General features: G+C 66.4%; 22 protein-coding genes. 12 read left to right on the top strand and 10 right to left on the bottom strand.

The annotated features are described in order from the left end of the window. Nucleotides 1-15: 15 nt before the first annotated feature. From AAFF19_RS04110 to AAFF19_RS04095, 4 genes are all read left to right on the top strand, one after another. Complete coding sequence (locus AAFF19_RS04110; protein WP_182117999.1) at nt 16-1560, top strand: ATP-binding protein; 1545 nt, start codon at nt 16-18, stop codon at nt 1558-1560. Then, nucleotides 1550-2182 carry a response regulator gene (locus tag AAFF19_RS04105; RefSeq protein ID WP_056059589.1) on the top strand — a complete coding sequence of 211 codons (633 nt, stop codon included), beginning with the start codon at nt 1550-1552 and terminating at the stop codon, nt 2180-2182. Before AAFF19_RS04110 ends, AAFF19_RS04105 begins: the two co-directional genes overlap by 11 nt. Before the next feature lie 139 nt (nt 2183-2321). Beyond that, complete coding sequence (locus tag AAFF19_RS04100; RefSeq protein ID WP_099731362.1) at nt 2322-2816, top strand: heme-binding protein; 495 nt, start codon at nt 2322-2324, stop codon at nt 2814-2816. A gap of 43 nt (nt 2817-2859) precedes the next feature. Further along, the gene (locus AAFF19_RS04095; protein ID WP_182117998.1) at nt 2860-3552 is read left to right on the top strand and encodes an ankyrin repeat domain-containing protein; all 693 of its coding nucleotides are present in this window, start codon (nt 2860-2862) and stop codon (nt 3550-3552) included. A 95-nt stretch (nt 3553-3647) separates the two neighbouring features. Here AAFF19_RS04095 and AAFF19_RS04090 read toward each other — a convergent pair whose 3' ends face one another. From AAFF19_RS04090 to AAFF19_RS04080, 3 genes are all read right to left on the bottom strand, one after another. Then, nucleotides 3648-4676, bottom strand: a complete 1029-nt coding sequence (locus AAFF19_RS04090) for an IS30 family transposase (RefSeq protein ID WP_342721352.1) — start codon at nt 4674-4676, stop codon at nt 3648-3650. 62 nt (nt 4677-4738) lie between these two features. After that, entirely contained in the window at nt 4739-6157 is a 1419-nt protein-coding gene (gene dbpA / locus AAFF19_RS04085) for an ATP-dependent RNA helicase DbpA (protein ID WP_182119736.1), read from the bottom strand. A 33-nt stretch (nt 6158-6190) separates the two neighbouring features. After that, nucleotides 6191-7465 (bottom strand): MgtC/SapB family protein, encoded by a 1275-nt coding sequence (locus AAFF19_RS04080; protein WP_182119735.1) that lies wholly within the window; start codon nt 7463-7465, stop codon nt 6191-6193. 145 nt (nt 7466-7610) lie between these two features. Between AAFF19_RS04080 and AAFF19_RS04075 the strand changes: the two genes are divergently transcribed. The 4 genes from AAFF19_RS04075 to AAFF19_RS04060 all read left to right on the top strand — a co-directional run bounded on the left by AAFF19_RS04075 (nt 7611) and on the right by AAFF19_RS04060 (nt 13570). After that, a complete protein-coding gene (locus tag AAFF19_RS04075; RefSeq protein ID WP_342721351.1) occupies nt 7611-9674 on the top strand; it encodes an EAL domain-containing protein in 2064 nt (687 codons plus the stop codon). A 25-nt stretch (nt 9675-9699) separates the two neighbouring features. After that, nucleotides 9700-11181, top strand: coding sequence for an AMP nucleosidase (locus tag AAFF19_RS04070; protein ID WP_182119733.1), 1482 nt, complete (start codon nt 9700-9702; stop codon nt 11179-11181). A gap of 197 nt (nt 11182-11378) precedes the next feature. Next, nucleotides 11379-12515, top strand: a complete 1137-nt coding sequence (locus AAFF19_RS04065) for a GGDEF domain-containing protein (protein ID WP_182119732.1) — start codon at nt 11379-11381, stop codon at nt 12513-12515. A 119-nt stretch (nt 12516-12634) separates the two neighbouring features. Next, complete coding sequence (locus tag AAFF19_RS04060; protein WP_182119731.1) at nt 12635-13570, top strand: ATP-binding cassette domain-containing protein; 936 nt, start codon at nt 12635-12637, stop codon at nt 13568-13570. A 51-nt stretch (nt 13571-13621) separates the two neighbouring features. On the opposite strand, the gene AAFF19_RS04055 is transcribed toward AAFF19_RS04060, so the two are convergent. Then, the gene (locus tag AAFF19_RS04055; protein WP_182119730.1) at nt 13622-13831 is read right to left on the bottom strand and encodes a hypothetical protein; all 210 of its coding nucleotides are present in this window, start codon (nt 13829-13831) and stop codon (nt 13622-13624) included. Between AAFF19_RS04055 and AAFF19_RS04050 the strand changes: the two genes are divergently transcribed. Continuing rightward, the gene (locus AAFF19_RS04050) at nt 13830-14405 is read left to right on the top strand and encodes a DUF3455 domain-containing protein (protein WP_182119729.1); all 576 of its coding nucleotides are present in this window, start codon (nt 13830-13832) and stop codon (nt 14403-14405) included. The genes AAFF19_RS04055 and AAFF19_RS04050 overlap by 2 nt on opposite strands. A 217-nt stretch (nt 14406-14622) precedes the next feature. On the opposite strand, the gene cynS is transcribed toward AAFF19_RS04050, so the two are convergent. From cynS to AAFF19_RS04020, 6 genes are all read right to left on the bottom strand, one after another. Further along, nucleotides 14623-15066 (bottom strand): cyanase, encoded by a 444-nt coding sequence (cynS, locus tag AAFF19_RS04045; protein ID WP_182119728.1) that lies wholly within the window; start codon nt 15064-15066, stop codon nt 14623-14625. Nucleotides 15067-15237: 171 nt separating this feature from the next. Then, nucleotides 15238-16110 carry an ABC transporter ATP-binding protein gene (locus tag AAFF19_RS04040; RefSeq protein WP_182119727.1) on the bottom strand — a complete coding sequence of 291 codons (873 nt, stop codon included), beginning with the start codon at nt 16108-16110 and terminating at the stop codon, nt 15238-15240. Beyond that, the gene (gene ntrB, locus AAFF19_RS04035) at nt 16100-16969 is read right to left on the bottom strand and encodes a nitrate ABC transporter permease (RefSeq protein ID WP_182119726.1); all 870 of its coding nucleotides are present in this window, start codon (nt 16967-16969) and stop codon (nt 16100-16102) included. The genes AAFF19_RS04040 and ntrB overlap by 11 nt, the downstream gene beginning before the upstream one ends. Nucleotide 16970: 1 nt before the next feature. Then, nucleotides 16971-18377 carry a CmpA/NrtA family ABC transporter substrate-binding protein gene (locus AAFF19_RS04030; protein WP_182119725.1) on the bottom strand — a complete coding sequence of 469 codons (1407 nt, stop codon included), beginning with the start codon at nt 18375-18377 and terminating at the stop codon, nt 16971-16973. Between the two features lie 146 nt (nt 18378-18523). After that, nucleotides 18524-19219 (bottom strand): response regulator transcription factor, encoded by a 696-nt coding sequence (locus tag AAFF19_RS04025; protein WP_182119724.1) that lies wholly within the window; start codon nt 19217-19219, stop codon nt 18524-18526. Continuing rightward, on the bottom strand, nt 19216-20424 hold the full coding sequence (locus AAFF19_RS04020) for a PAS domain-containing sensor histidine kinase (protein ID WP_342721350.1): 1209 nt from the start codon (nt 20422-20424) through the stop codon (nt 19216-19218). Before AAFF19_RS04020 ends, AAFF19_RS04025 begins: the two co-directional genes overlap by 4 nt. A gap of 91 nt (nt 20425-20515) precedes the next feature. Here AAFF19_RS04020 and AAFF19_RS04015 point away from each other — a divergent pair, with 91 nt between their 5' ends. From AAFF19_RS04015 to AAFF19_RS04005, 3 genes are read left to right on the top strand one after another with little or no spacing between them, the layout of a single operon-like run. After that, a complete protein-coding gene (locus AAFF19_RS04015; RefSeq protein ID WP_342721349.1) occupies nt 20516-21370 on the top strand; it encodes an ABC transporter permease in 855 nt (284 codons plus the stop codon). Beyond that, nucleotides 21367-21873, top strand: coding sequence for a hypothetical protein (locus AAFF19_RS04010; RefSeq protein ID WP_182119722.1), 507 nt, complete (start codon nt 21367-21369; stop codon nt 21871-21873). The genes AAFF19_RS04015 and AAFF19_RS04010 overlap by 4 nt, the downstream gene beginning before the upstream one ends. Beyond that, entirely contained in the window at nt 21870-23222 is a 1353-nt protein-coding gene (locus tag AAFF19_RS04005; RefSeq protein WP_182119721.1) for a GAF domain-containing protein, read from the top strand. Before AAFF19_RS04010 ends, AAFF19_RS04005 begins: the two co-directional genes overlap by 4 nt. The last annotated feature ends 3 nt before the right edge of the window (nt 23223-23225 follow it).

Below are 23225 nucleotides of genomic sequence, written 5' to 3'. Positions count from 1 at the left end.
TGCCAGAATCCGCGCATGTTCCCCGCCTGGCGCCGCCTTCTGCCCCGACACGCCCTGCACCTGCCCAGCCTGCTGTTGTGGGTGGCGGTGGCCTGCATCGGTTGCGGCTGGCTGGTGGTGGACCGCCTGCAGCAGCTGCACGCGGCGTTTGAGACCGACGCGCGCATCGTGCACCGGCTGCTGAGCCAGCGCGTGGTGCAGCACGACGCCATCATGGCCACGCTGGCGCTGCTGCAGCCAGCCGCTGCGGTGGATGACCTGCACAACGCGGCATCGCCCCTGCCCCGCCTCACGTCGGTGTATCCGCAGATCCTGGCGGTGCTGCAGCGCTCGGCCCACAGCGACTGGCCGCCCGCACTGCAGGCCGAGCTGACAGCCGCCGAGGCCACCTCACGGCGCACCGGTCACGCCGCTACGGCAGGCTTGAACCTGCCCGCAGGCCGTTACTACCTGGTGCTGGCGGGCACGCCAGCCAGCTATGCGCTGCACATCGACCTGCGCACCACCATCCCCGCCGACGAGTGGCCCATGGACATGGCCGCCAGCCCGGTGCGCGTGACGCTGGAGCAGGGCGGCACGGCCTTTGTGGTGCAGCCCGGCCAGGCCGACCCGGGCAGCGGCATCCGCACCTACGACTTTCACAAACTGCTGGCCGCCGCCAGCCAGCCGCTGGACGTGGTGGCCCGCCGCACCGTGGGCCTGCACGAACTGCCCTGGTGGCGCATGTTGGGCTGGTGCCTGCTGACCGCAGCGCTGTGGGCCGCAGGCCGCGCCCTGTGGCGCCAGCGCGTGGCGCGCCAGCGGGCCGAAGAGCTGCTGCGCCTGGGCCAGGTGGCGCGGCTGAACACATTGGGCGAATTGGCCGCTGGCATGGCGCACGAGCTGAACCAGCCGCTCACGGCACTGCTGTCCAGCACGCAGGCCGCCCAGCGCCTGCTGGCCGACGACCCACCCGACCTCGACACCGCACAGACCGCCATGGCCCGCGCCGTGGAGCAGGCGCGCCGCGCATCCACCGTGGTGGGCCGCCTGCGCCGCCTGGTGGAGCGGCCCGACCTGGCCGGTCAGGCCCAGCCCCTGGCACTGCCCACCGCCGTGCAGGACGTGCTGCACCTGCTGGAGCCCGAGCTGGCACAGCGCGGCGTAGTGCCCGAGGTGTTGGCCGCAGCAGACCTGCCCCCGGTGCTGGCCGAACCCGTGGCCCTGCAACAGATCATCCACAACCTGCTGATGAACGCGCTGCAGGCGCTGGAGCAAGTGCCCCCCGCTGAACGCCGGCTGCACCTTGCCATGGCGCAGGCTGGTGCCGGACAGGTGGCGCTTTCGGTGCGCGACCACGGCCCCGGCATCCCGCCCGAAGCACGCCAGCACCTGTTCGAGCCCTTCTACACCACACGCAACGGCGGCCTGGGCCTGGGCCTCACGCTGTGCGAGAGCCTGGCGCAGGCCATGGGCGCGCAGCTGAGCCTGGCGCCCGAGGCCACGCCCTCATCCGCCGCCCAACGGGGGGCTGAGTTTGTGCTGACCCTCAACGTCGCACCACCCACCGATGACCGATAGCGCCCCCTCCCTCTCGCCCCTGATCCACCTGGTGGACGACGATGCTGCCGTGCGCGAGGGCCTCTCCCTGCTCATCAGCACCGTGGGCCTGCGCGTGCAGACCTGGGCCGACCCGCAGTCCTTCATGGCCGGGTTTGACCGCGCCAGCATCGGCGCCATCGTGCTGGATGTGCGCATGCCGGGCATCAGCGGCCTCACGGTGCTGGAGCAACTGCTGGCGCAGGGCGTGGACCAGCCCGTGATCCTGCTCACCGGCCACGGCACGGTGGAGATGTGCCGCCGCGCCTTCAAGACTGGCGCGGCCGAGTTTCTGGAAAAACCGGTGGACGACGAGGTGCTGATCGAAGCCCTGCAAAACGCCGTGCGCCAGCATGTGCGCTCGCGCGAACGCCACCAGGCAGACCAGCAGGCGCGCGAGCGTTTTGCGCAGCTCTCGGCCCGCGAGCGCGAGGTGCTGGGACTGATCGTGGAGGGTCTGACCAACAAGGAAATCGGCCGGGCTCTCGAACTCTCGCCCCGCACGGTGGAAACACACCGCGCCAACCTGTTTGCCAAGCTGGGGGCCGAGTCGCTGGCGCAGCTGATCCGGCGCTACGCGGCGCTGGTGGACGCGGCCGCGTGAGCTGCCCTTTGGCGGGCTTTCCGTAGTTCTACGGAGGCCCGCGCGTAGCCGCCCGAATGGCCGAAAACGGCGGCCATTTCTACAGTTCTCCCACGGCGCCACAACGGGTGGCACCGACCCAGAAACACCGGAGAACACCATGCAAAACCGCCTCGCCACCGTCGCCGCCCTCACCCTGTCCCTGATCGCCACCGCCGCCAGCGCCGAAGGCGTGCGCACCGAAAAGAACATGTCGCTGGACCTGGCCACGCAGATCGCCGCGCAAACCGTGGCCACCTGCACCGCCAACGGCCACGCCGTCACGGCCACCGTGGTGGACCGCGCAGGCACCGTGCGCGCTGTGCAGCGCGCCGACAACGCCGGCCCCCACACGCTGGAAGCCAGCCGCCTCAAGGCCTACACCTCGGCATCGGCCAAGAACACCACGCTGGCCATGATGGAAGGCGCGCAGAAGAACCCCGCTGCGGCCAACCTGGTGAACATCCCCGGCTACCTGCTGCTGGGCGGTGGCGTGCCGGTGAAGGTGGGCAACGAGGTGATCGGCGCTGTGGGCGTGGGCGGTGCACCCGGCGGCCACCTGGACGAGCAGTGCGCGGTGGCGGGCATCGCCAAGGTGCAGGACTTGCTGAAGTAAGCCAGCCCAACCACAGGCAACTGAGCATTCAACGGAGGCCCCCATGAAGCCGTGGAATCTTGTTTTCGCCCTGGCCGCCGCACTGGCCTGTGCCACCCCGGCCCAGGCCCAGGTGCCACCCACGGCGGCAGAAACAGCGGCCTACCAGGGCCTGCATGCCGCTGCGGCGCGGGGCGATGTGCCCAGGCTCACCCAGCTGATCGCAGCGCGGGCCGACGTGAATGCCCGCGATGGCTACGGCCGCACGCCGCTGCATGTGGCCACCTTTGCCCGGCAGGCCGATGCCATCCGCGCCCTTGCCCAGGCTGGAGCCGACCTGAATGCGCTGGAGAACGACCGCTACGACGCCGTGACCATCGCCGCCGTGGCCGACGACGAGGCCACGCTGCGCGTGCTGCTGCAGCTGGGCGCCAGCGCCAAACAGGTGACCAGCCGCTACGACGGCACAGCACTGATCGCTGCCGCCCACCTGGGGCACGACGGGGTGGTGCGTCAGTTGATCGCCGCCGGGGCGCCGCTGGACCATGTGAACAACCTGCACTGGACGGCGCTCATCGAGTCCATCGTGCTGGGCAACGGCGGTCCGCGCCACCAGGCCACACTGCAAGCCTTGCTACAGGCGGGGGCCAGCCAGGCACTGACCGACCGGCAGGGCAACACGCCCCAGCAGCTGGCGCGCCAGCGGGGCTTTGGAGAGATGGTGCGGATGCTGGAGGCTGCCGCAGCACGGCGCTGATGCCGCCAGTGCAGGACGCGCACCCACTATCAAATTGATAGCTTTTGGCGCATGATTGACTAGGGCGGTTTCAAGTCCAAGTGCAACATTAAAAGTTAATGGACTGAATCGGGCTGTTGTGCCAAGCGAGCCAAATGCTCGGCATACACCTCAATAGGCTTGCTCCAGCCCAAAGTCATCCTGGGGCGGCCATTGAGTTCATCGGCCACCGCATCAAGCTGCTCCTGGGTGTAGCCACTGAGATCCGTGCCTTTGGGGAAGTACTGACGCAACAATCCATTGGTGTTCTCGTTGGAGCCTCTCTGCCAGGGGCTGTAGGGATCGCAGAAGTACACCTTCATACCGGTGTTGCGCGTGAGCTGCTGGTGCTCTGCCATCTCCCGGCCCCTGTCGTACGTCAGGCTCTGACGCATGGGCTGGGCAATGGAGTTGAGCTTGTCACTGAAGGCCTGCAGGACATGCGCTGCGGTAGCCGGGTTGGGGTGCGGCAGCTTGACCAGTACCACAAGGCGTGTGGTGCGCTCGACCAGCGTGCCAATGGCACTCGCATTGCCTTTACCCTTGATGAGGTCTCCCTCCCAGTGCCCGGGCAACTGGCGATCTTCAATCTCAGGCGGGCGCACATGGATGCTCAGCAGATCGGTGATTTGTCCACGCCGGTCCTCGCCTTTGGAGCGGGGCCAGCGCTTGGCGCGGGCCATGCGCAGACAGGACACCAACTCCTTTTTGAGCTCTCCCCGAGGCTGGGCATAGATGCAGGTGTAGATGCTCTCGTGTGACACTTGTTTGCGCTTGTTGTCAGGGTGCAGTTTCTTCAACTGCCCTGCGATTTGCTGGGGCGACCAGCGCTGGCGCAAGTAGTCGCGAACGATTTTGAACAAAGGTCCATCACGGCCAAGCTTGGGTTGGGGGCGGGCAAAGCATCTGCGCCTGTCGCAGCGTTGCTGGGCGAACTTGGAGTTGTAGCCCTTGCCGCCCGCATTGCGTTGGCACTCTCGGCTGATGGTGCTTTTGCAGCGCCCCAGGGCACGGGCTATGGCGCTGAGGCTTTGCTTTTGCTGCAGTCCAAGGGCTATCGCATGACGTTCGCTCTGGCTCAACTGCTGGTAATTCTTATTTGACATCTTGGCCTCAATTCTCGGTGTTGCACTTCAGAATTGAGGCCGCCTAGCGCATCCGGCGCTTTTTACTCAAAGTCCTGGGTTCCCGTCACCAGGCGGGCCTTCACGGTCTTGCCCTTCACCCGGCCCTGGTTCAGACGCTGGGCAGCTTGGGCGCCGATGGCACGGTCCACCGCCACATAGGTGGAGAAGTCGTTCACGTTGATCTTGCCGATCTGCTCTCGGGTGTAGCCCATCTCGCCGGTCAGCGCGCCCAGCACGTCGCCCGCACGGATCTTCTCTTTGCGGCCACCGATGATCTGGATGGTGACCATGGGCGGCACCAGCGGGCCGTTGCCGGTCGGTGTCAGGTCGGCCACGGGGAACCAGCGCGACTCTCGGCCCTGCAGTTGCTCGATCTTGCCCACGCTGCCCATCTCGTCCAGGCTGGCCAGGTTCAGCGCCAACCCTTCGGCATCGCCCCGGCCCGTGCGGCCGATGCGGTGGATGTGCACCTCGGGGTCGGGCGTCACATCCACGTTGATCACGGCGGCCAGGTTGGCAATGTCCAGCCCGCGCGCGGCCACGTCGGTGGCCACCAGCGCCGAGCAGCTCTTGTTGGCAAACTGCACCAGCACCTGGTCGCGCTCGCGCTGCTCCAGCTCGCCAAACAGCGCCAGCGCGCTGAAGCCCTGGGCCTGCAGCACGGCCACCAGGTCGCGGCACTGTTGCTTGGTGTTGCAGAACGCGATGGACGAATCGGGCCGGAAGTGGTTGAGCAGCAACGACACCGCATGCAGGCGCTCGCTGTTCTTCACCTCGTACCAGCGCTGCTCGATCTTGCCCTCGGCATGCTGCGCCTGCACGGTGATCTGCTCGGGCGACTTCATGAACTGGGCGCTCAGCTTGGCGATGCCCTCGGGGTAGGTGGCCGAGAACAGCAGGGTCTGGCGCTCTTTGGGACACTGCTTGGCCACCACGACGATGTCGTCGAAGAAGCCCATGTCCAGCATGCGGTCGGCTTCGTCGAGCACCAGGGTGTTGAGCGCTTCCAGGCTCAGGTGCTGGCGCTCCAGGTGGTCCATCACGCGGCCGGGCGTGCCCACCACGATGTGCGCGCCGTGCTCCAGGCTGAGCATCTGGCCGCGCAGCGGTACGCCGCCGCACAGGGTCACGACCTTGATGTTTTCCTCTGCGCGCGCCAGGCGGCGGATCTCAGTGGTCACCTGGTCGGCCAGCTCGCGGGTGGGGCACAGCACCAGGGCCTGCACCGCAAAGCGGCGGGGGTTGAGGTTCGCCAGCAGCGCCAGCGCAAACGCGGCGGTCTTGCCGCTGCCGGTGCTGGCTTGGGCGATCAGGTCCTTGCCTAGCAGGGCGGGCGGCAGGCTGGCCGCCTGGATGGGCGTCATCGTGGTGTAGCCCAGCTGCTGCAGGTTGGCCAGCATGGCGGGGCTCAGGGCCAGCGCGCTGAAATCAGTGCGGGCTTGGTTTTCTTTGAAGGTCATGGGCCGATTATCCGGCCCGCCCCCTACAGGCCGCTATGACTTCAGGGCCAGAACCCCCACAAAGGCCAGCGTATGCGCCAGCACGCCCGGTACCACCGCCAGGGCGTAGCGCCAGCCTCCGCTGGCCAGGGCCACCACACATTTGCTGCCCGCATGCACCAGCAGCGCGGCCATCAGGGCTTGCGCGATGGCGGGTGCCGCAGCGCTCGCCGGCCCGCCGCGCACCAGCACGGCGGCGGTCGCGGCATGCACATCGGCCAGGGCCGCCAGCAGCGCGCCGACAAGCATGCCGGCATCGCCTTGCCACGCCGTCAGCAGCTGTACACCGGCCTGGATGCCCGTCAGCAGGGCGGCGATGACCAACGCATCCCGCAGCTTGAACATGGGCGTGTCGGGCGGCAGCGCGGGGGCCGATGCTGCTTCGGCACCCTGGCCGGGCAGGTGGCGCACACCCCGCACGCCCCACCAGCCTATGGCCCCCGCCACGCACCCGCCCGCCAGCGCCGGCAAGCACAGCAGCCCCAGCCACTGCGGCTGTACGGTGGCCGCCACCACCAGGATCTGTGCCATGGTGGCAACGCACGACAGCACCGCGGCCCCGGCATGTGCACGCGGCATGGCCCGGCCCGCACGCACTTCCATGCCCAGGCTTCCGATGGTTGCCGTGCTGGACACAAAGCCCGAGGCCAGCGCTGACAACGCCACCGCATGGCGCGCCTGCATGAGCCGCTTCGCCACATGCGCGAGCGACTGGATGGCCAGCAGCACGATGACCAGGCGCACCACCACCTGCGGGTTCAGCACGCCCTGCCACAGGGGCGCGTTGGGCGCCAATGGATACACCAGCAAGGCCAATGCCGCCAGAATGAGGCCGCTGCGCACTTCGCCCGGCTGCAGCCACTGGCTGGAGAACTGGTGCAAGGTGGTGCGCAACGCCAGCAGGCCGGTCACCACCACCGCCAGGGCTGCTGCAAGGAGCTGGTCGCGCGCACAGGTCACGCCAATGAGGTAGGCCAGCACCAACGCAATTTCAGTGGTGACTCCGGGGTCGCCCGAGCGGTCTCGGGCATAGGCCACCACCGTCAGCGCGGCCACCAGCAAAGCGCCCACCACTACCAGCGCCGGAATGGCTGTGAGCGCAGCCGCTGCGCCCCCGATGGACGCCAGCGTGAAGGACCGGACACCTGCCAGCGAACGAGCTGGCCCCGATCCCTTGCGGCGCTCCCGTTCGATGCCCATCAGCAAACCGCACCCCGTAGCGCTTGCCAGAACGGCCGCTGCCGTGGAAAAACCTTCGAATCCCGCCATTGCGCACCTGCTCTGTGTTGATCTGGTGCTGCATGTTGACAGAGCAGCGCGCACGGGCGGCGCGCTGTTGTGCAGCCGGTTAGGTATTGGCCCCAAGTTTGGTGTCAGGTCGATCGGATATAACGAAAACTCTCTGTTACCTTCCATGCAAGAACTTCCGAACGCCGTACCCGCCCCCGGCCCGCGAGGCTCCAGCGACGCCTTGTTGCGGCTGATTGCGGATTCTGTGCCTGCGTTGATGGCCTACTACGATCTGCCAGGCCTGCGCTGCCAGTTCGCCAATCAGGGCTACGCCGCCTACAACGGCCATACCACTGAGTCCATCATCGGCCTGACGGTGCAAGAGGCTATTGGCGACAAGGCCTGGGAGGCCATCCAGCCCCATGTGGAGCGCAGCAGCCGGCGCGAGCACGTGAAATACGCGCGCGAGCAGACCCTGCCCAATGGCGAGGCCCGCATGATCGAGGTCAACCTGATCCCGCACTTTGATGCCGACTCGCAGCAGCTGGGCTCATTTGTGCTGATCACAGACATTACCGAGCGCTGGCGTGCCGAACGCACGGTGCGCCAGAGCGAAGAGCGCATGCGCAAGTTCACCGAGGCCACCGACGAGGCGATCGTGTTCCACCGCGACGGCATCATCACCGACGGCAACGAAGCCCTCACGCGCCTCACCGGCTATGCACTGACGGAAGTGGTGGGCCTGTCCATCTTCAACTTCATCAGCCCCGAGTGGCGCGCCGTGGCCCTGGACTACACCCGGTCCGGCCGAGAAGATCCTTACGAAGTGACGATTCGCCACAAGGATGGTCACGCCATTCCCGTGGAGGTGGTGGGCAAGACCATGCCCCTGCACCACGCAGACTACCGCATCGTGGTGGTGCGCGACATCACCGCCCGCAAGCAGGCCCAGGAGCGCGAAGCCTTCATCGCCCTGCACGACAGCCTCACGCAGTTGCCCAACCGGCACTTCCTGATGGAGCAGCTCTCGCAGGTTCTCTCGCTGGCCCGCAGACGGCACGGGCGGTGCGCTGCGCTGTTCCTGAACCTTGACCACTTCAAGACCGTCAACGACTCGCTGGGCCACCATGCCGGCGACCAGCTGCTGTGCAACGTGGCGGAGCGCCTGCGCCAGGGCGTGCGCGACGCCGATGTGGTGGCGCGCCTGGGGGGCGACGAGTTCGTGGTCGTGCTCACCGACGTGGCCAGCCCAGAAGATGCGGCGGTGGTGGCCGATAAGTTGCTGGCCGCCATGCATGGCGTATTCACCATCGACAAGCTTCCGCTCACCATCTCGCCCTCCATCGGCATCGCGCTGTACCCGGAACACGGCCACAGTGCTGACCAGCTGCTGCGCTGCGCCGACGCCGCCATGCACCACGCCAAGGAGAGTGGGCGCGGAAACCGCCAGTTTTACGACCCCAGCATGGATGCCAGCGCCCTGGACGTGCTGCGCCACGAACGCCTGCTGCGCGAAGCCATTGCGACCGACGCGTTCGAGCTGCACTACCAGCCCCAGGTACGCCTGTCCGACGGCGCGCTGCAGGGCCTGGAAGCCCTGGTGCGCTGGCGCCACCCCGAGCGCGGCCTGGTTGGGCCCGACGAGTTCATCACCTTCTCGGAATCGCGCGGCCTCATCACGCCCATCGGCCGCTGGGTCATGCGCGAAGCCTGCCGTCAACTCAAGCAATGGCAAGACCAGGGCCTTGCCATGGTGCCAGTCGCTGTCAACCTGTCCGCCATCGAGTTCCGCCAACGCGACGTGGCCGCAGAGATCGCCACCGTGCTGCGCGAAACCGGATTGGCGCCGCACTACCTGGAGATCGAGTTGACCGAGTCCGTGCTCATGCACCAGACCGGTCAGGTGCTGGACACGCTCAATGCCCTGAAAGCGCTTGGCGTGAGCATCTCGATTGATGACTTTGGGACAGGCTATTCATCACTGGCGTACCTCAAGCGCTACCCCATCGACAAGCTCAAGATCGACCGGTCTTTTGTGGCAGATACCCCGGGCAACGCAGACGACGTTGCCATCGTCACGGCCATCATCCAGATGGCGCGCAGCCTGCTGTTGAAGACCGTGGCAGAGGGGGTAGAGACGGCGGAGCAGGTGGGGCTTTTGACGGGGCTGGGGTGCGATTTGATTCAGGGGTTTGTGGTGTCGGAACCGATGGATGCAAGCAGGGCGAGCGACTGGCTGCGGAAATAACCACAGGCTTGTGGACAATAGCGCCATGCCCCTCATCCCCGACTTCATCGCCCCCACCCGCCACACCGATCCGGCCGACGCTCTGGCGCAGGTGCAGCGCATTTACCAGCAACAGATAGGCCACCTGCGCGAAGCCATGCACCACTTTGTGGGCGGTGAGACGCCCGGATCGCCTGTGCGTGCGTTCTACCCCTTTGTCCGGGTGCACACCACCACGGTGGCGCGTGCCGACACCAAACTGGCTTATGGCTTCGTCGAGGGCCCTGGCCGCTACGAGACCACGCTCACGCGGCCCGACCTGTTTGCCAACTACTATGCCGAGCAGTTCCGCCTGCTGCGCGCCAGCCACAACGTGGAGCTGGAAGTGGGCACCAGCGCACACCCCATCCCCATCCACTTCTCGTTTGCCGAGCACGACCACATCGAGGGCACGCTGACCACCGAGCGCCGCATGCTGATGCGTGACGTGTTCGACCTGCCCGACCTGGCCGCCATGGACGACGGCATTGCCAACGGCACCTGGCAGGCCCGCCCGGGCGAGGCGCAACCGCTGTCGCTGTTTACCGCACCGCGCGTGGACTATTCGCTGCACCGCCTGCGCCACTACACGGGCACGGCGCCCGAGTGGTTCCAGAACTTCGTGCTGTTCACCAATTACCAGTTCTACATTGACGAATTCGTGCGCCTGGGGCATGCCGAGATGGCCAAGGAGGACAGTGAATATGTGGCCTTCATCGAACCGGGCAATGTCGTCACGCGCCGGGTGGGGCTGCCCGCCCAGACTGGCGACGAGCTCGGCGTGGCTCCGCCCCGCCTGCCGCAAATGCCCGCCTACCACCTGGTGCGCAAGGACCGCAGCGGCATCACCATGGTCAACATCGGTGTGGGCCCGTCCAACGCCAAGACCATCACCGACCACATCGCCGTGCTGCGCCCCCACGCCTGGATGATGCTGGGCCACTGCGCGGGTCTGCGCAACAGCCAGCAGCTGGGTGACTACGTGCTGGCCCATGCATATGTGCGCGAAGACCACGTGCTGGACGAAGAACTGCCGCTGTGGGTGCCCATCCCGGCGCTGGCGGAAATTCAGCAGGCCTTGCAGCAGGCCGTGGCCGACGTGACGCAGGTGCCCGAGGCCGACCTCAAGCGCTTCATGCGCACGGGCACCGTGGCCAGCACCGACAACCGCAACTGGGAGCTGCTGCCCGACAACCTGCCCCAGCGCCGCTTCAGCCAGAGCCGCGCCGTGGCGCTGGACATGGAGAGCGCCACCATAGCCGCCAACGGCTTCCGTTTTCGCGTGCCCTACGGCACCCTGCTGTGCGTGAGCGACAAGCCCCTGCACGGCGAGATCAAGCTGCCGGGCATGGCCAACCACTTCTACCGCGAGCGCGTGGACCAGCATCTGCGCATCGGCATGCGGGCGGTGGAGATCCTGCGCAAGGGTGGCATCCACCGGCTGCACAGCCGCAAGCTGCGCAGCTTTGCTGAAGTGGCTTTCCAGTAGGCCCGCCAGCAAGGAGCAAGCAAACAAGAACGTATTTGAGTCGGCATGAATCCGCTTGAACCGTTCACGCTGAGCCTGTCGAAGCGCTGCGCAGGGCTTCGACAGGCTCAGCCCGAGCGGATTTTCCGGGTTCCAAGGGGCCGACCCATTGGCATCGCGCCGACGGCACACACTGCCGCAAGGAGACCACCCTACCCATGAAGCTGGATTTCGTCACGCTGATGACCGTCATGGCGGCGAACCTGTTCATGATCTCGGCCGTCCTGCCGCTCATCATGGGCCGCGACGTGAGCCGCGCGGCCCGTCACGTGCAGGCCAGCCTGCTGCTGCAGGCGGTGGGCTGGGCCGCCATCATCGCTTCTTCCTCCTTCTGGGACCAGACGCTGTCCACCCTCGCCATTGCGTGCCAGACCGCAGCGCAGTGGGCGCTGTACCGCGCGCTGGAAGAGTGGCTGGGGCCGCGTCCTCTGCGCCGTACGCTGCTGGTGCTGGTGGTGGCCGCGCCGCTGGGCTACACGCTGGGGTTTGACCACTACGCCTGGCGCGTGGGATGGGCCAACGGGCTGCTGGCCGCCACGCTGTGTGTGGTGGCCCGTGCCACGCAGGCGCCGCTCATCCTGGCGGACAGCCGCTGGCGGCACCTGTTGATGGGGTGCCTGCTGAGCTCGGCAGTCTTTACTCTGGCGCGCGGACTGCTGGGCGCGTTCACAGACCAGTACCCCAGCTTTCGCACGCCCCACCCTGTCAACCTGGCGGCCGCGGTGGTCACCAACGTGAGCCTGGTGCTCGGCACGGTGGCCGTGCTGGTGGCCTGGCGCTACGAGGCCGAACAGAAGCTGCGGACCCTCGCCATGACCGATGGGCTGACCGGCCTGCTCAACCGCCGCGGCTTCACGCACCAAGGCGAGAACCTCATTTCGCACGCCTGGCACCACCGCCTTCCCATGACGGCCCTGATGCTGGACCTGGACCATTTCAAGCTGATCAACGACACCCTGGGCCACGAGGCGGGCGACCGCGCCTTGCAGCTGTTTGCGCGCCTGCTGCAGGAAACCCACCGCAGTGGCGACCTCATCGCACGGCTGGGGGGCGAGGAATTTGGAGTACTGCTGCACAACGCCGCCCCCGCCGGCGAAGCATTCGACCGCCGCCTGCGCGAGCGCCTGCGCAAAACCAGTGCGGCGGAACTCGGCTTCGAGCTCGACTTTAGCGCCGGCATGGCCACCCTGCAGGCGGGCGAGGGCACGCTGGCCAGCTTGATGGCGCGGGCCGATGCAGCGCTGTACGAAGCCAAGGCATCCGGGCGCGGGCGGCTGACGGCGGCTGCGGTGTAAGCCCCGGTCAGAGGCTGCATCGACTATTATTTTGATAGCTTTTCGCGCTTTATCCGTAAGCGCTACAGCCCATTTTGACTGTGAATACTGCCCTGCAAGGGCACACCACCCCCATCGCCATGACCGCACTCTTCGAAGCCCTGAACCTGCGCAAGACCTACGGCGGGACCACCGTGGTGGACGATGTCTCCTTCGCTATTGCTCCCGGCGAATGCCTGGGCGTCATCGGCCCCAACGGCGCTGGCAAGACCACCACCATCCGCATGTGCCTGGGCCAAGCGGCGCCCGATGGCGGTGCGGTGCACTTTTACCCCCAGGCTGGCGGCACCCCGCTGCACATGCCACGCGATGCGCTGGCCATCAAGGCACAGCTCGGTGTGGTCACGCAGTTCGACACGCTGGACCCGGACTTCACCTGCGCCGAAAACCTGCACGTCTTCGGCCGCTACTTCGGCCTCAAGGGCCCTGTGATGAACGAGCGGGTGCCCCAGCTGCTGGAGTTCGCTGCCCTCACGCACAAAGCCGACGCCAAACCCGGGGAGCTTTCCGGAGGCATGAAGCGGCGCCTGTCGCTGGCCCGCGCCCTCATCAACAACCCGCGGCTCTTGCTGCTGGATGAACCCACCACCGGCCTGGACCCCCAGGCCCGCCACCTGATGTGGGAGCGGCTGCAGCTGCTGCTGCAGCAAGGCAAGTCCATTTTGCTGACCACGCACTTCATGGACGAGGCCGAGCGCCTGTGCTCGCGGTTGCTGGTACTCGACCATGGCCGCAAGATCGCCGAGGGCAAGCCGCGCGAGCTGATCGCCCAGCACCTGGAGCCCGACGTGGTGGAAGTGTTTGGCATGGGCGCCGTGGCGCTGGCGCACGATGCTGCGCTGAGTGCGCTGGCCGCGCGCACCGAGGTGAGCGGTGAGACCGTGTTTTTCTACACCCAGAATGCCCAGCCCTTGTTGCAGGCCTTGACCCCGCACGGCCACCTGCGCACCTTGCACCGGCCGGCCAATCTGGAGGACCTGTTTCTCAAGCTGACAGGACGCCAGATCCGGGAGTGAGTCCACAGTCTGTGCCGTGTTGCCAGCCACCATTCGCTTCTTATTTGATAGCTACTTGCGCATGCTGCATAAGCGCCAGAAGGCAATTTCATTCATATTTTCTTGTGTGCGCTTCCAGCGCACGGCGCCAATGCGGCACATCCGGCGCAAAACAAAAATGCGGTGCGCTGAATCCAGGCCACGGTGTCGTGCGTAGTTACGGGTGCAGCCGCCGCCCGGTGGTGGCTGATTCATCCCCAACTCCAGCACAGGAATCACCATGCGCAATACACCCTCAACGACTTCCCGGCTTGTCCCCGTTGCAGGCGCCCTGGCGGCAGCCGCCCTGCTCGCAGCGTGCAGCACAACGGCGCCACCTGCAAGCACCATGTTCTCGCAGGCCAGCCTTCCCGCCGCCATCCAGGTGCCTGCCGGGAACCGCGTGGCCATGGAAACCGTGGGGGTCGGAGAGATCACCTATGAATGCCGCGACAAGGCCAACGCCCCCGGCCAGACGGAATGGGTGTTTGTCGGCCCCAGTGCCGTGCTGAACGACCGCAGCGGCAACAAGGTGGGCACCTACTTTGGTCCTCCGGCCACCTGGGCATCGAATGATGGCTCCCGACTGACTGCAACGCAGATTGCCGTGGCACCGGCGGGCACGGGCAACCTCCCCTACCAGCTGGTCAAGGCCAACCCCGCCATGGGTGCGGGCGCAATGGCCGGCGTCACCTACATCCAGCGGGTGGCACTCCAAGGCGGTGTGGCACCGGCGTCGGCGTGCAGCCCGGCCAACAAGGGCGAGCGCCAGATCGTGAAATACCAGGCGGACTACATCTTCTGGAAGGCCGCGTAAACCACGCGCACTCAGCCACCTGACCAGCGGGGCCAGCGCCAGGCGACGGGTTTTCGAAGCCACTGTAGCCGCCTGCAACGCCGGCGACGCGAGGCCAGGTATCCGGTGTGCAGGTTTGAGGGTGCGCGGCTGCCGGTTGTGCGCACGCGATCACCCCCGAACCCTTTCATCGGGCGCGCCGTCAAAGTGCTGTGACGAATGCGGCCTGGGCCCGGTTTCAGTACTGCTTGTAGGGCAAGAACTTGCCCGACAGCACCACATTCACCCGGTCGCCGTTGGGATTGGCTTCGCGCTGGATGTCCATGCTGAAGTCGATGGCGCTCATGATGCCGTCGCCGAACTCTTCATGGATCAGCTCCTTGATGGTGGTGCCGTACACGCTCACCACCTCGTACCAGCGGTAGATCAGTGGATCGGTGGGCACGGGCGTGGGCAGCGAGCCCTTGTACGGCACCACTTGCAGCCACTTTTGCTCCTCTGACGTAAGGCCAAAGATCTTGCCCACGATCTTGGCCTGGTCGGGCGTGGCCGTCATCTGGCCCAGGCACAACGCAGTGGTCCATTCCTTGGACTGGCCAACCTTTTTGGCAATGGCCTCCCATTGCAGGCCCTTGGCGACCTTGGTGCTGATGATCTTTTCGGTAACGTCGTTGCGGTTCATGGTGATGGCTCCTTGATAAAGAGGGGTTAAAAATGGGCGCGATTCGGTTGCGCTTTGCCTACAGGGGTTGAAACCGGCGCGATCCAGGCCAGGGCCGCCGTGCAAGGGCCGCCCCGCCGCACGGGCGGCGTCCCCCTTGAGGGGGAAGGCGCGAAGCGACTCAGGGGGTGTTCACGCTTTCGCCCTTGTGACCAGGAAGTCCACGATGTGGTTGCGCAACGCGTAGTAGCCGTCCAGGTGGTGCAGGCTGGTGCGCGTGCGTTCGCGTGGCAGCGGGTTCACCACCACCTCGGCGATGCCGCCGGGGCGGTAGCCCTCGGGCGTCTCGTTGCCGTTGCTCATGAGCAGGATGCGGTCGGCCAGCAAGATGGCTTCGTCCACGTCGTGCGTGATCATGAACACCGTCTGCTGCGTCTGGCGCACGATGGCCATCAGCTCGTCCTGGATGGTGCCGCGCGTGAGCGCATCGAGTGCGCCAAAAGGTTCATCCAGCAGCAGCATCTTGGGCTGGATGGAGAACGCGCGCGCAATGCCCACGCGCTGCTTCATACCGCCTGAGAGCTGTGAGGGCTTCTTGTCGATGGCAGGGCTCAGGCCCACCAGCGCCACGAACTTCTCCACATGCGCATCCACCTGGCTCTTCTTCCAGTCAGGCCAGCGCGACTTCACGGCGAACGCGATGTTCTGGCGCACCGTGAGCCAGGGCATGAGCGCGTGGCTCTGGAACACCACGCCCCGGTCCAGACTGGGGCCGGCCACTTCGCGCCCGTCCATGATGACGGTGCCCGAGGTGGCGGTGTCGAGCCCCGCCAGCACATTCAGGATGGTGGTCTTGCCGCAGCCCGAGTGGCCGATGATGCAGACGAACTCGCCCTTGTCGAGCGTGAACGACACGTCGGCAAACACCGGCTTGGTGGGTGCGAAGGCTTTGCTCAGCCGGTCGATCTGGAGGAAGCCTTGGGTCACAGCGGGGGCCTTTCGTTGCGGGAGGTCAGAGGCGAGGGGGGCTGCAGCAGCTGGACGCTGGGTCACGTCACTCCACATAGGTCACCACCTTCTGCAATTGGCCAAAGGCCAGGTCCAGCAGCATGCCCACCAGGCCAATGACCACGATGGCAAAGATCACATTGGTCAGCGAGAGGTTGTTCCACTCGTTCCACACGAAGTAGCCAATGCCGGTGCCGCCCACCAGCATCTCGGCCGCCACGATCACCAGCCAGGCGATGCCCATGCTGATGCGCATGCCCGTGAGGATGGTGGGCGCCGCCGCAGGCAGGATCACCAGAAAGGCCTTGCGCAGCGGGTTGACCTGCAGCGTGGCCGACACGTTGAGCCACTCGCGCTTGACCGACGCCACGCCAAACGCCGTGTTCACCAGCATGGGCCACACCGAGCAGATGAAGATCACGAAGATGCCCGAGATGGATGAGTCCTTGATGGTGTACAGCGCCAGCGGCATCCACGCCAGCGGGCTGATGGGCTTGAGCACCTGGATGAACGGGTCGAACGCGCGGCGCAGCAGCGGCGACATGCCGATGACAAACCCCAGCGGTATGGCCACCAGGCAGGCCAGGCCAAAGCCCAGTGCCACGCGGCCCAGCGAATGCGCCAGCTGGATGGCAATGCCCTTGTCGTTGGGGCCGTTGTCGTAGAACGGGTTGGACAGATGGCTCCACACCGTGGTACCCATGGCACCCAGCGTGGGAAAGCCGCCGCTCTTGGGCGCGCCCGGGTCCTTGCCCATCATCTTGGCGTACTCGATCTGCTCGGCCGTCATGCCGGCCGTGCTTCCGCCCGCAGCGCCCGACGGCGCCGTGGCGATGTACCAGATGCCCAGCAGCGTCAGGAAGATGAGCACGGACAGCAGGCCCGCACGCAGGTTGAGATTTTTGGCAGGAGTCATGTCATGCCGGCTTGCGGATGGGGAAGCTCTTGGCGTATTCGCTGGCCTTCGCAGCATCGAACTCGCGCCCCATGATCTTGAACTTGGGGTACGCGCCCTCGGGCACCTTCTGGTCCAGCGCCTTCATGTGCTTCTTGGCGTCGGTGAGCAAAAACACCTGCTCGGCGATCTGCTGGTAGTTCACATCGCCCTTGACGTAACCCCAGCGCTGCATCTGCGTGAGCATCCACACCGCCATGCTCTGCCAGGGCATGGGGTCGAAGTCCGCACGGTCGGGCACCGACTGGATCTTGCCCAGGCCATCGGCAAACCGGCCGGTGAGCACCTGCGTGAGAACGGTCTCGGGCTGGTTGAGGTATTGCGCGGGCGCAATCACCTTGGCGATCAGCTCGCGGTTTTCGGGCTTGCGCGCCATGGCGGCCGACGTGAGCACGGCGCGGTACAGCGCGGCAAAGGTGTTGGGGTTTTGCTGGATGAACTCGGCGCTGGTGCCGAACGCGCAGCAGGGGTGGCCGTCCCACAGCTCCTTGGTCAGGATGTGAAGGAAGCCGATCTCTTCGTACACCGCGCGCTGGTTGAACGGGTCCGGGCCCAGGTAGCCGTCGATGTTGCCGGCACGCAGGTTGGCCACCATTTCTGGCGGCGGCACCACGCGGATCTGGATGTCGGTGTCGGGGTTCAGGCCATGCTCAGCCACGTAGTAGCGCAGCAGAAAGTTGTGCATGCTGAACTCGAACGGCACCGCAAACTTGAAGCCCTTCCACTGCTTGGGATCGCGCTTGTCCTTGTGTTTGTTGGCCAGGGTGATGGCCTGCCCGTTGGTGTTCTGGATGGTGGCCACCTTCATGGGCATGGCGTTGGAGCCCACGCCCATCGAGATGGCCAGCGGCATGGGCGACAGGAAGTGCGTGGCGTCGTACTCCTTGTTCATCATCTTGTCGCGGATCAGCGCCCAGCCCGCCGTCTTGGTGACTTCGACATTCAGGCCCTGCTTTTGATAGAAGCCCAGCGGGTGCGCCATGATCAGCGGCGTGGCGCAGGTGATCGGGATGAAGCCGATCTTGAGGTTGGTCTTCTCCAGCGCGCCCTGTTTCTCCTGCGCCATGGCCTGCAGGCTGGCCACGGGAAGCACGCTGCCGATGGCGGCCATTGCCGTACCCTTGCCCACGGCGCGCAGGAAGCGGCGGCGCACTTCATCTTGCGGAAACAGCGCCTTGACCAGCGTGGCCTCGATGAATTCGTTGCTGTAGGCCTCGAATTCGCGGGTCTCGCTGCGCTCGCGCAGCCTGGCGGCGGCAGCGTCCGCAGCCACCTCGGCGTGGTGGTCTGCAGCGGTGTGGTCGCGGCCGCAGCTGCATTTCAGCATCAAGGGGCGGTCGGCATCGTAGGGCGAGAAAAATTCGGACATGGCACACCTCAGAGAAGTTGATGCCAGGCACTACGCAAAGCGCGGGCCAGTTGGAGCCCTCATCGACCCGCTGTCATGAATTCGTGGGTGCAGCGTCTACAGCGTGTAGGGGCAGCACTACAAAATCAGGTGGGCGAGCCGCTCCATCATTCTGCAGGCGTGCCGCGCGCCAGCAACGCCAGCTCCACGTCATTGCGCGCACCGGTCTTTTCAAGGATGCGGGCGCGGTAGGTGCTCACCGTGTTGGGCGCGAGCTTGAGCTGCGCACCAATTTCGCTCACGCTCTGCCCGGCAGTGAGCAGGCGGAACACCTGGTGCTCCCGATAGGAGAGCGCGTCCACCCCCGCAGGCGTGCCCTGCTGGGCGGTGCGCACCACCCCGGTGCGTTCCAGTGCACCTGCCAGGGCTTGCGCGGTCGCCTCCGTCAGGTAGCGCCCGCCAGCGGCCACCTTGCGCACGGCGGCCACCATGTCGTCGGGATCGGCGCTTTTGTGCAGATAGCCCGCCGCGCCCATCTGGATGCAGCGCACCGCGTACTGCCGCTCAGGGTAGGTGCTGAGCATCAGCACTGGCAGCGCGGGCCAGGCCTTGCGCAGCGCCTGCAGAACTTCGAGCCCGTCCATGCCCGGCATGGCGATGTCCAGCAGCACCAGGTCCAGCCCCGGTGTTCCCGTGGGCCCCTGCAGCGTACCGACCAGCTCCAGCACCTCGCTGCCCTGGGTGGCCTCGGCGACCACAGTGATCTCGGGCACGCCATTGGCCGGGTCGCCCAGCACCTGCTTGAGCCCCTCCCGCACGATGCGGTGGTCATCACCGATCAACACCCGAACCACGGAATTCATGACAGCTCCAGAGGAATCAGCAATTGCAGGCACGAGCCCTGCCCCGGCTCGCTGGTGATGCTCAACCGGCCACCCAGCTGCCGCGCCCGCTCGCGCATGCCCATCACCCCATAGGCGGTGGGCGCCTCCAGCGCCTGGCGGGTGGCGCCCACACCGTTGTCGTGCACACGCAGTTGCAGCACATCGTCCTGCACGTCAATCGCAATGTCGATGGCGCTGGCCTGCGCGTGGCGGCCCACATTGCTCAGCATCTCCTGGAAGATGCGGAACACAGCGATGGCTGCAGGCTCGGGCAAGTGCAGGGTGGCAGGCACCTCCATCTGCCACGCCAGCTCCAGCTCGGCCGACTGCACGAACTCCTGTGCCTGCCACTCCAGCGCCGCCCACAGGCCCTGGTGGTCCAGGATGCTGGGGCGCAGGTCGGTGATGATGCGGCCCACGTTGTCCACGGCGTTTTCGATCATGCGGCTCATGTTCTGGCATTTGCAGCGCATCTGGGTGCGCATGTCGCCCGCGGCCTCGGGCGTGCGCTCGCCCTGCTCGCCCAGGCGCTTGTGCAGCCAGTTGACATCCATCTTCAGCGCCACCAGCAGGCTGCCCAGCTCGTCGTGCACCTCGCGGGCGATGCGGGTGCGTTCGTCCTCGCGCACCTGCTCCGAGTAGGCCGACAGCTCGCGCAGCTGCGCCAGCGCCTGCGACAGCTCGTGCGTGCGGGTGGCCACGCGGCGCTCCAGCTCGTCATTGGCGCGGGCCAGCTCATCGTGCGCGCGCTGCAGCTCATCGGCGGCACGCTTGCGGCTGGTGATGTCTACAAAGGCGATCACGGCTCCCTGCACCTGATCGCCTTCCAGAATGGGGTGGCTCGAATACTCCACGGCAAACGCAGTGCCGTCGCGGCGCCAGAACACCTCGGTGTCCACCCGGCAGGGCAGGCCCTGGCGGAACGCGTTGAAGATGGGGCAGTCGCTGTCGGCATAGGGGCTGCCGTCGGGGTGACTGTGGTGGGTGAGCGCGTGCATGTTGCGCCCCATCACCTCATCGGCCGCAAAGCCCAGCATCTGTGCGCCCGCGCGGTTGATGAACACGCAGTTGCCAGCCAGGTCGATGCCGAACACCCCCTCGCCCGTGGACTCCAGCAGCAGCCCGAGGCGGTTTTGCCAGAGGGCGCTGGCACCGGCAGGCAGGTTCAGGACATGGGTGGACATGGCTTGGGCCAAGCAATGGCCGTGCCCAGCTGGCTGGGCAACCGCTAGTTGGGGGCTGTGCGTGCGCCCGTCAACATCGCACAATCAGCGGATGCAAACTTCTTCCCCGTCCACCGTGGCCACCACCGGGGCCCCGCCCCCGCCGTCGGTATGGCGCCCGCCCAGCCTGTCCGTGCGCTGGTGGCCCGTGTTCATGCGCAACCTGCTGGTGTGGCGCAAGCTGGCCATCCCCAGCCTGGTGGGCAACATTGCCGAGCCGCTGATGTGGCTGGTGGCCTTTGGCTACGGCATGGGGGCCCTGGTAGGGCAGGTGAATGTGGGTGGCGCAGCGGGCGACACCAAGGTGCCCTACATCCTGTTCCTGGCCAGTGGCTCGATCTGCATGAGCGCCATGAACGCGGCCAGCTTCGAGGCGCTGTACTCGGCCTTCTCGCGCATGCATGTGCAAAAGACCTGGGACGGCATCATGAACGCGCCCGTGAGCCTGGACGACGTGGTGCTGGCCGAAATGCTGTGGGCGGCGTTCAAGGCGCTGTTCACCGTCACCGCCATCCTGGGCGTCATGCTGGCCCTCTCAATCAGCCACAGCCCCAAGCTGCTGGTGGCCTGGCCGGTGCTGCTGTTTGTGGGGGTGATGTTCTCCAGCATTGCACTCATCTTCAATGCGCTGGCCAAGGGGTATGACTTCTTCACGTACTACTTCACACTGGTGCTCACGCCCATGATGTTTCTGTCGGGTGTGTTCTTCCCGCGCGAGCAGTTGCCCCCCATCGTGCGCGCCATCTCCGACTGGCTGCCGCTGACCAATGCCGTGGAGCTGGTCCGCCCGCTGTTCATGGACCAGTGGCCCGCCCACCCCTGGCGCCATGGCCTGGTGCTGGTGGTGACCACCGTGGTGGCCTTCTGGGTGGCGCTGGCGCTGACCCGCAAGCGCTTCAAGGCATGACCGCGCTGCTCGGCCCCAGCCATATCGCCATGGTGGCCAAGGGCGTTTCGGCCATCGTGGCGTCACGCGACGCGGCCCTGCGGCCGAGCATCATGCGCGCCGTGGGCAGCCACATCAGCGGCGATGGGCAGGAGGTCACGGTGTACCTGCGGCGCAGCCAGTCCGAGCAGTTGCTGCAAGACATTGCGCACACCGGCGAGATTGCCGTGGTGTTCAGCGTGCCATCCACCCACCAGACGCTGCAGCTCAAGGCACACCGGGCCACACAGCGCCCAGCCCATGACGGCGACTTGCCGGTGTTGCAGGCCTACCTGCAGTCCATGGTGCAGGAGGTGGGCCAGGTCGGCTACGGCCCGCAGTATGTGGGCGCCATGCTGGCGGCGCCGCTGCAGGATGTGGTCGCAGTGACCTTCACCCCCACCAGCGCGTTCGACCAGACCCCAGGCCCGCGCGCAGGCGCGCAGTTGTGTACGCCGCCCACGCCACCCGTACCGCTGCCATGAGCACCGCAGCGCCGTCCCTGCACAGCATCCGCCCCTGCCTGGAAGGGGCGATTCCCGCCATTATGGCGACCTGCGACCCTGACGGCACACCCAACGTGGCCTACATCTCGCAGGTGGTCTATGTGGATGCGGTGCATGTGGCACTGTCGTTCCAGTTCTTCAACAAGACCCGCCAGAACATCGTGCGCAACCCGCGCGCGTCGGTGCTGGTGCTGGACCCAGTCACCGCCCATTTCTACCGCCTGCACCTGCTGTACGAACGCACCGAAGACAGCGGGCCGGTGTTCGAAAGCATGCGCGCGCAGCTGGCGGGCATTGCGTCGCATGCGGGCATGGCCGAGGTGTTTGAACTCAAAGGGGCCGACATCTACGCGGTGGAGCGCATCGAATCGGTGGCGGGCGAAGGCCTGCCGGCACCGGCGCCGCGTTCCGGGTTGCTGCACACGCTGCGCCTGTGCAGCGAGAGCATCGCGCGCTGCTCGGGGCTGGACGAATTGCTGCAATGCGCACTGCAGGGCCTGCAGGACAAGCTGGGCATCCAGCACGCCATGGTGCTGATGCTGGACGCCAGCGCCCAGCAGCTCTACACGGTGGCCAGCTGCGGCTATGCCACGTCGGGCGTGGGTTCAGAAATCCGGCTGGGTCAGGGAGTGATCGGCATGGCTGCGCGCGAGCGCACGCCGGTGCGCATCAGCCACATGACGCACGCCGCCCTGTACAGCCATGCCATCCGCGAAAGCATGGACGCGCATGCCACACCCGATGCGCCCCCGTTGCGCGGCCTGGACATCCCCTACCCCGGCCTGCCCGAGCCGCACAGCCAGGTGGCGGTGCCGCTGCTGTCGGCCGGGCGCCTACTGGGTGTGCTGTTTGCCGAGAGCCCCGAGGACATGCGCTTTGGCTTCGAGGATGAAGACCTGCTGGTGGGCATTGCGGGCCAGCTGGCCGCCGCCATCGACCTGCTGCAGGCCGCGCCCGATACGCCCGAGCCGCTGCCTACTCCAATAGCGGCACCGCCGGTGAGCGGCAGCGCGCTGCGGGTGCGCCACTTTGCGGCCAACGACAGCGTGTTCATCAACGACGACTACCTGATCAAGGGCGTGGCGGGCGCCATTGTCTGGAAGCTGCTGCGCGACCACCAGCACACCGGGCGCGTGGACTTCACCAACCGCGAACTGCGGCTGGACCCCGCCCTGCGCCTGCCCGATGTGGCCGACAACCTGGAGGCCCGCCTGCTATTGCTGCAGCGCCGCCTGCAGGAGAACTGCCCGCACATCCACATCGAAAAAACGGGGCGCGGGCGCTTTCGGCTGTGCGTGCTGCGCCCGGTGGTGCTGGAGGAAGCCTGAGTT

This window comes from Acidovorax sp. FHTAMBA, assembly GCF_038958875.1.
Classification (GTDB): domain Bacteria; phylum Pseudomonadota; class Gammaproteobacteria; order Burkholderiales; family Burkholderiaceae_C; genus Acidovorax.
The sequence above is the reverse complement of the archived record's forward strand: the minus strand, read 5'-3'. Positions and strand labels throughout refer to the sequence as shown.

What these genes read in the sequence shown, in the direction of transcription:
- AAFF19_RS04110 (WP_182117999.1), top strand. Translation starts at nt 16, where the DNA reads ATGTTCCCCGCCTGGCGCCGCCTTCTGCCCCGACACGCCCTGCACCTG.
- AAFF19_RS04105 (WP_056059589.1), top strand. Translation starts at nt 1,550, where the DNA reads ATGACCGATAGCGCCCCCTCCCTCTCGCCCCTGATCCACCTGGTGGAC.
- AAFF19_RS04100 (WP_099731362.1), top strand. Translation starts at nt 2,322, where the DNA reads ATGCAAAACCGCCTCGCCACCGTCGCCGCCCTCACCCTGTCCCTGATC.
- AAFF19_RS04095 (WP_182117998.1), top strand. Translation starts at nt 2,860, where the DNA reads ATGAAGCCGTGGAATCTTGTTTTCGCCCTGGCCGCCGCACTGGCCTGT.
- AAFF19_RS04090 (WP_342721352.1), bottom strand. Translation starts at nt 4,676, where the DNA reads ATGTCAAATAAGAATTACCAGCAGTTGAGCCAGAGCGAACGTCATGCG.
- dbpA (WP_182119736.1), bottom strand. Translation starts at nt 6,157, where the DNA reads ATGACCTTCAAAGAAAACCAAGCCCGCACTGATTTCAGCGCGCTGGCC.
- AAFF19_RS04080 (WP_182119735.1), bottom strand. Translation starts at nt 7,465, where the DNA reads ATGGCGGGATTCGAAGGTTTTTCCACGGCAGCGGCCGTTCTGGCAAGC.
- AAFF19_RS04075 (WP_342721351.1), top strand. Translation starts at nt 7,611, where the DNA reads ATGCAAGAACTTCCGAACGCCGTACCCGCCCCCGGCCCGCGAGGCTCC.
- AAFF19_RS04070 (WP_182119733.1), top strand. Translation starts at nt 9,700, where the DNA reads ATGCCCCTCATCCCCGACTTCATCGCCCCCACCCGCCACACCGATCCG.
- AAFF19_RS04065 (WP_182119732.1), top strand. Translation starts at nt 11,379, where the DNA reads ATGAAGCTGGATTTCGTCACGCTGATGACCGTCATGGCGGCGAACCTG.
- AAFF19_RS04060 (WP_182119731.1), top strand. Translation starts at nt 12,635, where the DNA reads ATGACCGCACTCTTCGAAGCCCTGAACCTGCGCAAGACCTACGGCGGG.
- AAFF19_RS04050 (WP_182119729.1), top strand. Translation starts at nt 13,830, where the DNA reads ATGCGCAATACACCCTCAACGACTTCCCGGCTTGTCCCCGTTGCAGGC.
- AAFF19_RS04055 (WP_182119730.1), bottom strand. Translation starts at nt 13,831, where the DNA reads ATGGTGATTCCTGTGCTGGAGTTGGGGATGAATCAGCCACCACCGGGC.
- cynS (WP_182119728.1), bottom strand. Translation starts at nt 15,066, where the DNA reads ATGAACCGCAACGACGTTACCGAAAAGATCATCAGCACCAAGGTCGCC.
- AAFF19_RS04040 (WP_182119727.1), bottom strand. Translation starts at nt 16,110, where the DNA reads ATGTGGAGTGACGTGACCCAGCGTCCAGCTGCTGCAGCCCCCCTCGCC.
- ntrB (WP_182119726.1), bottom strand. Translation starts at nt 16,969, where the DNA reads ATGACTCCTGCCAAAAATCTCAACCTGCGTGCGGGCCTGCTGTCCGTG.
- AAFF19_RS04030 (WP_182119725.1), bottom strand. Translation starts at nt 18,377, where the DNA reads ATGTCCGAATTTTTCTCGCCCTACGATGCCGACCGCCCCTTGATGCTG.
- AAFF19_RS04025 (WP_182119724.1), bottom strand. Translation starts at nt 19,219, where the DNA reads ATGAATTCCGTGGTTCGGGTGTTGATCGGTGATGACCACCGCATCGTG.
- AAFF19_RS04020 (WP_342721350.1), bottom strand. Translation starts at nt 20,424, where the DNA reads ATGTCCACCCATGTCCTGAACCTGCCTGCCGGTGCCAGCGCCCTCTGG.
- AAFF19_RS04015 (WP_342721349.1), top strand. Translation starts at nt 20,516, where the DNA reads ATGCAAACTTCTTCCCCGTCCACCGTGGCCACCACCGGGGCCCCGCCC.
- AAFF19_RS04010 (WP_182119722.1), top strand. Translation starts at nt 21,367, where the DNA reads ATGACCGCGCTGCTCGGCCCCAGCCATATCGCCATGGTGGCCAAGGGC.
- AAFF19_RS04005 (WP_182119721.1), top strand. Translation starts at nt 21,870, where the DNA reads ATGAGCACCGCAGCGCCGTCCCTGCACAGCATCCGCCCCTGCCTGGAA.